Annotated in this window: 11 protein-coding genes and 1 pseudogene; 1 reads left to right on the top strand and 11 read right to left on the bottom strand. The window is 72.8% G+C overall.

What is annotated here, in order from left to right:
• A pseudogene (locus H5J29_RS13405) lies at positions 1-235 on the bottom strand (DAK2 domain-containing protein); the annotation flags it as partial.
• 94 nt (positions 236-329) lie between these two features.
• Here H5J29_RS13405 and rpmB point away from each other — a divergent pair.
• Positions 330-521, top strand: coding sequence for a 50S ribosomal protein L28 (rpmB, locus tag H5J29_RS13400; protein WP_181781276.1), 192 nt, complete (start codon positions 330-332; stop codon positions 519-521).
• A 66-nt stretch (positions 522-587) separates the two neighbouring features.
• Here the strand turns inward: rpmB and H5J29_RS13395 are convergent, their stop codons facing one another.
• The 10 genes from H5J29_RS13395 to mbhE all read right to left on the bottom strand — a co-directional run.
• Positions 588-1,172 (bottom strand): DUF1707 SHOCT-like domain-containing protein, encoded by a 585-nt coding sequence (locus H5J29_RS13395; protein WP_181781275.1) that lies wholly within the window; start codon positions 1,170-1,172, stop codon positions 588-590.
• Between the two features lie 10 nt (positions 1,173-1,182).
• On the bottom strand, positions 1,183-1,863 hold the full coding sequence (locus H5J29_RS13390) for a uracil-DNA glycosylase (protein ID WP_220187368.1): 681 nt from the start codon (positions 1,861-1,863) through the stop codon (positions 1,183-1,185).
• Complete coding sequence (locus tag H5J29_RS13385; RefSeq protein ID WP_181781273.1) at positions 1,860-2,381, bottom strand: gamma carbonic anhydrase family protein; 522 nt, start codon at positions 2,379-2,381, stop codon at positions 1,860-1,862. The genes H5J29_RS13390 and H5J29_RS13385 overlap by 4 nt, the downstream gene beginning before the upstream one ends.
• A gap of 9 nt (positions 2,382-2,390) precedes the next feature.
• Entirely contained in the window at positions 2,391-2,759 is a 369-nt protein-coding gene (gene mnhG, locus H5J29_RS13380; protein WP_181781272.1) for a monovalent cation/H(+) antiporter subunit G, read from the bottom strand.
• The gene (locus tag H5J29_RS13375) at positions 2,756-3,022 is read right to left on the bottom strand and encodes a monovalent cation/H+ antiporter complex subunit F (RefSeq protein ID WP_181781271.1); all 267 of its coding nucleotides are present in this window, start codon (positions 3,020-3,022) and stop codon (positions 2,756-2,758) included. The genes mnhG and H5J29_RS13375 overlap by 4 nt, the downstream gene beginning before the upstream one ends.
• Entirely contained in the window at positions 3,019-3,513 is a 495-nt protein-coding gene (locus tag H5J29_RS13370; protein WP_181781270.1) for a Na+/H+ antiporter subunit E, read from the bottom strand. Before H5J29_RS13370 ends, H5J29_RS13375 begins: the two co-directional genes overlap by 4 nt.
• Positions 3,510-5,027: a Na+/H+ antiporter subunit D gene (locus H5J29_RS13365; RefSeq protein WP_181781269.1), complete on the bottom strand. Its 1,518-nt coding sequence runs from the start codon at positions 5,025-5,027 to the stop codon at positions 3,510-3,512. The genes H5J29_RS13370 and H5J29_RS13365 overlap by 4 nt, the downstream gene beginning before the upstream one ends.
• A complete protein-coding gene (locus H5J29_RS13360) occupies positions 5,024-5,479 on the bottom strand; it encodes a Na(+)/H(+) antiporter subunit C (protein ID WP_181781277.1) in 456 nt (151 codons plus the stop codon). The genes H5J29_RS13365 and H5J29_RS13360 overlap by 4 nt, the downstream gene beginning before the upstream one ends.
• Positions 5,479-6,009 carry an MnhB domain-containing protein gene (locus tag H5J29_RS13355; RefSeq protein WP_181781268.1) on the bottom strand — a complete coding sequence of 177 codons (531 nt, stop codon included), beginning with the start codon at positions 6,007-6,009 and terminating at the stop codon, positions 5,479-5,481. The genes H5J29_RS13360 and H5J29_RS13355 overlap by 1 nt, the downstream gene beginning before the upstream one ends.
• On the bottom strand, positions 6,006-8,246 hold a 2,241-nt coding region (gene mbhE / locus H5J29_RS13350), incomplete at its 5' end, for a hydrogen gas-evolving membrane-bound hydrogenase subunit E (RefSeq protein WP_181781267.1). The genes H5J29_RS13355 and mbhE, both read right to left, overlap by 4 nt.

Below are 8,246 nucleotides of genomic sequence, written 5' to 3'. Positions count from 1 at the left end.
GCGCGCCCCGGGCCAGGTCCGCGGCGACGGCGGCGGGCTCGGCGGTGCCCCCTGCCCCGTCCTCCCGGATCCGCTCGACGCCGGCCCGCATCGTGAGCAGCATGTTGGTGCCGGTGTCCGCGTCGGCCACCGGGAAGACGTTGATCCCGTCGAGCTCGGCGCGGCGGTCCTGCAGGCCCGCGACGGCGGCCGACGCCCAGCGCCGGAGCAGGGCGGCGTCGAGCTCGGGGGGCACGCGCACCACCCTAAAGGCGTCGGTTACCCTGGTGGTCACGTGCCCGGCCTCCGCCGGGCCTGAAGTTGTCTGTCTACCCCGAGGAGTGTCCGACGTGGCTGCCGTCTGCGACGTCTGCGGCAAGGGTCCGGGCTTCGGCATGTCCGTCTCGCACTCGCACCGCCGTACCAACCGCCGCTGGAACCCGAACATCCAGACCGTTCGGGCGGTGAACGCCGGCGGGAACAAGGAGCGCAAGAACGTGTGCACCTCGTGCCTGAAGGCCGGCAAGGTCTCGCGCGCCTGAGCGCTCGATCACCACTGACGGGGCGGTCTCCCACCGGGAGCCGCCCCGTAGTCGTTCCCGGGGGGCTCAGGCCCCGAACCAGTCCTTGAGCCCCTTGCGGGCGTAGCGGATCGACAAGGTGCCCATCCCGGCGCTGCCGGTGACCGTGAGGTGCGGGCCCGAACCGGTCGGCACGTGCGGGACCTTGGTCGAGACCGTGCCCCACGAGGTCTTCACCCCGTCGACGTCCGCAGAGGCGCCGGGCGGCAGCACGAGCGTGACCGACCCCATCCCCGTGGACACGTCCACCGCGATCTCGGGCGGCACCCGGGTCTCGGTGAGGTCCAGGTGGATCGAGCCCATCGACGTCGTCAGCTTCAGCTGGGCGGGCACCGGCCAGTCCCCGGTCCGCTTGATCGAGCCCATCTCCGTGTTGAGGTGGACCGCCTCCTTGCGCGCGGGCACGGCCGCGGGCGCCACCGGCGCGATCGCCGCCCCCGGCAGGTCCGCCAGCGGCGGTTCCAGCTCCGCGAAGGTCCGGGCCGCGTAGACCGCGCCCAACCGGTCCTCGAGCTCCGTCAGCGTGATCCGACCCTCGCCCATCGCGGTGTGCAGCCGCTGCGCGGCGGCCTCGCGATCGGCGTCCGAGATGCGCAGATTGCCCCCGTCCACCTGACCGAGCCTACGGGAGCTTCCAGTCGACGGGGTCCCCGCCGATCTCCTCGAGCAGGTCGTTGGCCCGGCTGAAGGGGCGCGAGCCGAAGAAGCCGCGGTCCGCGGACATCGGGCTCGGGTGTGCGGACTCGATGATCGGCACGTCGACCAGCAGCGGGGCCAGGTTCCGGGCGTCTCGCCCCCACAGGATCGCCACCAGCGGCTCCGCGTCCCGCTCCACGAGCGCGCGGATGGCCTGCTCGGTCACGGCCTCCCAGCCCTTGTCCCGGTGCGAGCCCGGCGAGCCCGGCTCCACGGTGAGGCACCTGTTGAGCAGCAGCACGCCCTGCGTCGTCCACGGCGTCAGGTCGCCGGTGGAGGGCTGCGGGTAGCCGAGGTCCTCGCCGTACTCGCGGTAGATGTTCACCAGCGAGCGCGGGATCGGGCGGGTCTCCGCGGACACCGAGAAGGACAGCCCGACGGCGTGTCCCGGCGTCGGGTACGGGTCCTGGCCCACGATCAGCACGCGGACCTCGTCGAACGGTTGCTGGAAGGCCCGGAGCACGTTCGCGCCCGCGGGCAGGTACCGGCGGCCCGCGGCGATCTCCGACCGGAGGAACTCCCCCATCTGCGCGACGACGGGGGCGACCGGCTCGAGCGCCCGCGCCCAGCCCGCCTCGACCACCTCGGCCAGCGGCTTCGCCATCAGGAGACCCTCCGCAGCTCGGCGCGGAACCGCTTGCCCCGCTGCACGTAGGAGTCCACCGCGTACTGGAACCGGCCCTCCGGCACCTCGTAGCCCTCGCGGACCTTCGCGGGCACCCCCAGCGCCATCGCGCGCGGCGGCACGACGGAGTTCGGCGACACGACCGCGCCCGCGGCCACGATCGCGCCCTCGCCGATCCTGGACCCGTTGAGCACCACCGACCCCGAGGAGATCAGCACCTTGTCCGCGATGTCCGCGGCCTCGATGTGCACGTTGTGCCCCACCGTGACGTCGCTGCCGATCAGCGTGGGCTGCCGGGCGGTGGTGTGGACGATCGAGCCGTCCTGGATGCTCGTGCGCTCCCCCACGACGATGTACCCGTCGTCCCCGCGGAGCACGGCGGTGGGCCACACCGAGGACTCCGCGCCGATCCGCACGTCCCCGATCACGACCGCGTCCGGATGGACGTAGGCCTCGGGATGGATGTCCGGTTCGCGGTCACCGAGCGCATACACAGGCACCGGTGCACCCTACTTTCCGCGGTCGTCGCCGGCGTCGCGCGCCCCGTCCTCCCGCTCCACGCGCGCGGTCAGCTCGTCGATCACCAGCAGGTCCCGGTCCAGCGTGCCCGTGCGGTACGCCGACCGGGCCACGATCTGCGAGATCACCGGCGCGGTCACGGCCTGGAACAGGATGACGAGCACCAGGGTGGCGGCGTTCTCGAACTCCAGCCGGACCGCGGTGCCGATCAGGATGAGCAGCAGCCCGAGCGTCTGCGGCTTCGTGGCGGCCTGGAGCCGGGCGGGGAGGTCCGGCAGCCGGAGCAGCCCCAGGGCGCCCAGCAGGCAGGACAGTGCCCCGAGCAGCAGGAACACCGACGACACGACGTCGCGGATCACCGGTGCCGCTCCCACCGCTCGACGAGCCGGGCCGCGGTCGCGGACCCGACGAACCCGACCAGCGCCACGGCCGCGATCAACGGCACCGTGGACCCGTCCCGGTAGATGGCGATGTAGACGGCCGCGGCGGCCACGATGAGGACCACGAACACGTCGAGCGCGGCGATCCGGTCCAGCGTGCCGGGTCCCTTCAGCAACCGGGTCACGGTGAGCAGCGCCGCGGCGCTGAGCATGCCCAGGACCAGCGCGAACACGATCGTCATGCGGGCACCCCCATCGCGGCGACGACCCGCTCCTGCAGGCGCCGCATCTGTACCCGGACCTGCTCGGCGTCCGCGGCGCCGCGCAGGCCGAGCGCGTAGACGTAGAGCAGCCCGCCCTGGCGGTCGATCTGCAGCACGAAGCTCCCCGGGGTCAGCGCGGCGGCGGCCGCGATCACGGTGACGACCCGTTCGGAGCGGGTCAGCAGCGGGACGGCGACGATCCCGGCCCGCGAGCGCGACCCGTACCGCAGGGTCTCGACGCTGACGACCAGGCCGGACCGGAAGAGGTCGCCGACCAGGAACCCGGCCAGCATCAGCAGCGGCCACGGGCGGAAGGGCAGCCGCGGTACCAGGGGCAACGGGAACAGGGCCGTGACCACGATCGCCACCACCACCCCGCCGACGACGATCGTGGGCGACACCCGACCCCACAGCAGGAGCCACACGACCGTCAGCCAGAGGATCTGCGGCCAGCGCCTGACGACCGTCATCCGAGCACCGCCTCGAGGTAGGGCGTGCGGGCCAGCAGGTCCGTGCCCGCGCGCTCGGTCACCGCGGACAGCGGGCCCGCGGCCGCGGCGATCGCGATGCTCACCGCGATCAGCGCCGCGGTGGCCACGTACATCGGCTTCGACGTCTTCGCGGTGCCGACGACCAGCTCGTCGGTGGGGTCGGCGTCGGGCAGCGGCTCCTTCTCGGCCCCCCAGAACACCCGGATCCACACCCGGACCACGGCCCACAGGGTGAGCAGGCTGGCGAGCACCACGAACCCGGCGACGACGGCCGTCCCGACGGTGGCCCCCGCGCCCGCCTGCAGCAGGGCGAGCTTGGCCACGAAGCCGGACGTCGGCGGGATGCCCGCCAGGGTCAGCGCGGGGATCGCGAAGAGCACCGCCAGCACCGGGGAGCGCCGCGCCAGACCGCCCATCTGGTCGATGGAGACCGTGCCCGTCCGCCGCGTGATCAGGCCGCCGACCAGGAACAACGTGGCCTGCACGGTGATGTGGTGGACGATGTAGAGCGCCGTCCCGGCCGCGCCGTGGGCGTCGTACACCGCGAGCCCGAACAGCATGAACCCGATGTGGCTGACCAGCAGGAAGGACAGCAGCCGGTTCAGGTCGTTCTGCGCCAACGCGCCCAGCGCCCCGACGACCATGGTCAGCACGGCGAGGACCAGCAGCACCGCGCTGGGCCCGGCGCCGGGGAACACCAGTGTCTGTGTGCGCAGCAGCGCGTAGATGCCGACCTTGGTGAGCAGGCCCGCGAACAGCGCCGTGACCGGCGCGGGGGCGTTCGGGTAGCTGTCCGGCAGCCAGAAGTGCAACGGCACCATGGCGGCCTTGATCCCGAACGTGACGATCGTGAGCATCGACAGCAGCGTCCTCAGCCCGGGCGGGAGCTCGGCGACCCGGTTCGCGAGATCGGCCAGGTTGACGGTGCCCGTCGAGGCGTAGACCAGCGCGATCGTGGTGAGGAACAGCAGCGACGACGTGAGCGAGATGATCACGTAGGTCATCCCGGAGCGGATCCGGGAGGCGTTGGTCCGTCGGGTGATCAGCACGTACGAGGCCGCGAGCATGATCTCGAAGGCGACGAACAGGCTGAACAGGTCCCCGGTCAGGTAGGCCAGGGACACGCCCGTCGAGAGCAGCAGGAAGATCGGGTGGAAGGTGGTGCTCGCGGTGTCCCGGCCGTAGTCGGAGATCCGCTGGTCGATGGCGTAGACCAGCACCGCCAGGGTGACCACCGTGGAGACGAGCAGGAGCAGCGCGGACAGCCGGTCGGCGACCAGCACGATCCCGACGGGCGCGGGCCACCCCCCGAGCTCGACGACGACGGGGCCGCTCCGGTCCGCCGCCACCAGCAGGATCGCCGCGACCGCGGACACGCAGGCCAGCACCACGATGCCGATCAGCCGCTGCACCATCGCCGACCGGGCGAAGATCACGGTCAGCGCCGCACCGAGGATCGGCAGCAGCACCGGGAGGGTCACCAGGGTCGTCACCGGGGGGCCTCCACCGGCTCGTTCGACGCCGCGGCGGAGCCCGGGTCCACGATCTCGTCCGTGCCCTCGGTGTCCTCCTCCATGGAGCCGTCCGGCCGCTCGCTGGCGGCGATCCGGCGGTCCTCGAGGTCGTCTTGCACCTCGTCGTGGCCGGTCAGCACCCAGCTGCGGTAGCCCAGCGCGAGCAGGTACGTGGTGAGCGCGAAGGTGATCACGATGGCCGTGAGCGCGAGCGCCTGGGGCAGCGGGTCCGCGAAGTCCTCGGCAGGCGCCGTGCCGAGCACGGGGGCACGGGCGGGCGGGCCGCCCGCGAGCTGCAGCAGCAGGTTGGCGCCGTGGCCGAGCACCACGATCCCGATCAGGATGCGCATCAGCGAGCGCTGCATGAGCAGGTAGAAGCCCACGGAGTAGAGGACGGCCAGGACCACGGCCATCGCGACGTTGATGGTGATCACGGGCCCTCGCTCTCCTCGGCGTCGCGCTCGATGCCGCTGCCCAGGGACCGGAGCAGGTCGAGGACCACGCCGATGATCAGGACGTACACCCCGACGTCGAGCACCAGGCTCGACACCACCTCGACGCCCAGGACGGAGATCTTCGCGCTGGTCAGCACCGGGGCGCCGAAGGCGACGGGGGCGAGTGCCGAGAGCGTGGCCAGCAGCAGCCCGGTGCCCATCAGCACGGGCGGGCGCAGCTGCAGCCGGGACCCGATCTCGGCGCCCTCGGAGCCGCCGCCCGCGATGTAGCGCAGCACGAAGGCCAGGCCCGCCGTGAGCCCGCCCGCGAACCCGCCACCGGGCGCGTAGTGCCCCACGATCAGCAGGTAGACCGAGAACACCAGGATCGTGGGGAACAGGAACCGGGTCGCCGCCTCGAGCAGCAGGGTGCGGTTGGTGCGCACCGGGCAGGCCCCGGTCAGCGTCCACTCGCCCTCGGGCGCGTCCCACTGCTCGAAGGGGACCTTCTCGGGGGTGGTCGTCATCCCTGGATCTCCTTCTCGTGCTCGGGGGTGCCCGCGCCCGACTCGCCCTTGCGGTCGAACCGGGTGGCCAGCACGAGGCTGGCCGTGCCCGCCGCCGCGATGAGCAGGACGGTGATCTCCCCGACCGTGTCCAGTGCCCGGAAGTCCACCAGGATCGCGGCGATGACGTTGTCCGCGCCCGCCTCCGGCGAGCGGGCGATGAACTCGGCGCTCACTGCGGGCGGCTCCTGCCGCGCCCCGGACAGCACCACGCCCGCCACCGCCACGAAGATCCCGGCGACCGAGGCCAGCGCGGCCTTGCGCAGCTGCACCTGACGGCGGGGCCGCGGGCCGGCGTCGAAGTGCGCGGGCAGCCTGCGCAGCACGAACACGAAGGCGACCATCGTGAGCGTCTCGACGAGGAACTGGGCCAGCGCGAGGTCCGGGGCCCCGTCGACCACGAAGAGCCCGCCGATGCCGTAGCCGATGGCGCCGACCAGCAGGACCGCGGTGAACCGCCGCCTGACGCGGGTGAGGGCGAGCGCCGCCGCCACCACGATCAGGCCCAGCGGGAGCTGCATGAGCGAGCCGAAGCCCGGCTGCGAGGTGGGCCACGCACCCCCGGTGACCAGCGCGATCCCGGGCAGGACGAGCACGGTGAGCAGCAGGACGGCGAGGTAGACCGGCAGCGAGCCCGCCTGGATCCGCCCGGTCGTCCACACGGCGAAGCGCTCGATCCCGCCGACCACCAGCTCGTAGCCGCGCTGGGCGGACAGCGGGTGGCGAAGCGCGCCGTGCAGGGCGGTGATCCGCACGCGCTGCGCGTGCAGGGTCAGGCCCACGGCCAGGGCGACGGCCGAGAACAGCAGCGGCACCGAGAGCCCGTGCCACAGGGCGAGGTGGTACTCGGCCTCGACGGCGTCCGCGGCCGGGTACGCGGCGGCGTAGGACCCCGCGAGCCGGTCCACCAGCGGCGGGACGCAGCCCAGCACGAGACCGGCGAGCGCCGCGATCCAGGTCGGGGCGAGCAGGCCGACCGCCGGGCGGGTGGGCTCGGTGGTGTCGACGCCCGGTTTGGTGGCGAACGCGCCCCACAGGAACCGGGCGGAGTACGCGACGGTGAACACCGAGCCCACCAGCAGCCCGATCCCGAGCACCCAGCCGCGGGCCCCACCCTCGTGCACGAAGGCCTCGAACGCGGCCTCCTTGCCCAGGAAGCCCAGCAGGAACGGGATGCCCGCCATCGACGCGGCGGACAGTGTGGCGGCCACGGCGAGCCCCGGCAGCGCCTTGCCGAGCCCGGACAGCGAGCCGACCTCCCGCGTGCCGGTGACCTTGTCCACGATCCCGACCACCATGAACAGCGGCGCCTTGAACAGCCCGTGCGCGAGCAGCATGGTCAGCGCGGCGATCTCGCCGATCCGGTCGCCGGAGCCGAAGAGCACCATGAGGAAGCCGAGCTGGCTCACGGTGCCGAAGGCCAGCAGCCGTTTCAGGTCGGTCTCGTGCAGCGCCCGCCAGCCGCCGACCAGCATCGTGACCAGGCCCAGCACCGCGATCGGCAGCCACCACTCGACGCGGTCCGCGAACCCCGGCGACAGCCGCCCGACCAGCACCACGCCCGCCTTCACCATGGACGCGGCGTGCAGGTAGGCGCTCACCGGCGTGGGCGCCGCCATCGCGCCCGGCAGCCAGGGGTGGAAGGGGAACTGCGCGCTCTTCGTGAGCGCACCGACCAGGATCAGCACGACGCCGGTGGCCGCGAGCCCGCCCGAGGGCGGCGAGGCGACGATCTCCGAGATCCGGTACGTGCCCGCGGACTCCCCCAGGAACACGATCCCCAGCAGCATCGCCAGCCCGCCCAGCACGGTGACCAGCAGCGCCTGCACCGCGGCCCGCCGGTTGGCGCGGTGCAGACCACCCTGCCCCACCAGCAGGAACGACGCGATGGACGTCAGCTCCCAGAAGACGTAGAGGGTGAGCAGGTCGTCCGCCAGGACCAGGCCGAGCATCGCGCCCGCGAAGGCGAGCAGCAGCGCCGAGTTCCGTGGGGCGTCTCGGCTGTCCTTGCCGAAGTACCAGGCGGAGTAGGCCAGGATCAGCGCCCCGAGGCCGCCGACCAGCACGATCATCACGACGCCGAGGGCGTCCAGCCGGAAGCCGAGCTCCAGGTCCAGGGCGGAGGCCCAGACGTGGGTCTCGGAGACCCCCGGGCCGAGGGCCGCGCCCAGGTTCGCCAGCCCCCACACCAGCGTGGC

It is taken from the genome of Pseudonocardia pini (genome assembly GCF_013870575.1).
Classification (GTDB): domain Bacteria; phylum Actinomycetota; class Actinomycetes; order Mycobacteriales; family Pseudonocardiaceae; genus Pseudonocardia; species Pseudonocardia pini.
Note: the sequence above shows the minus strand (reverse complement) of the source record. Positions and strands in the feature narration are given on the sequence as shown.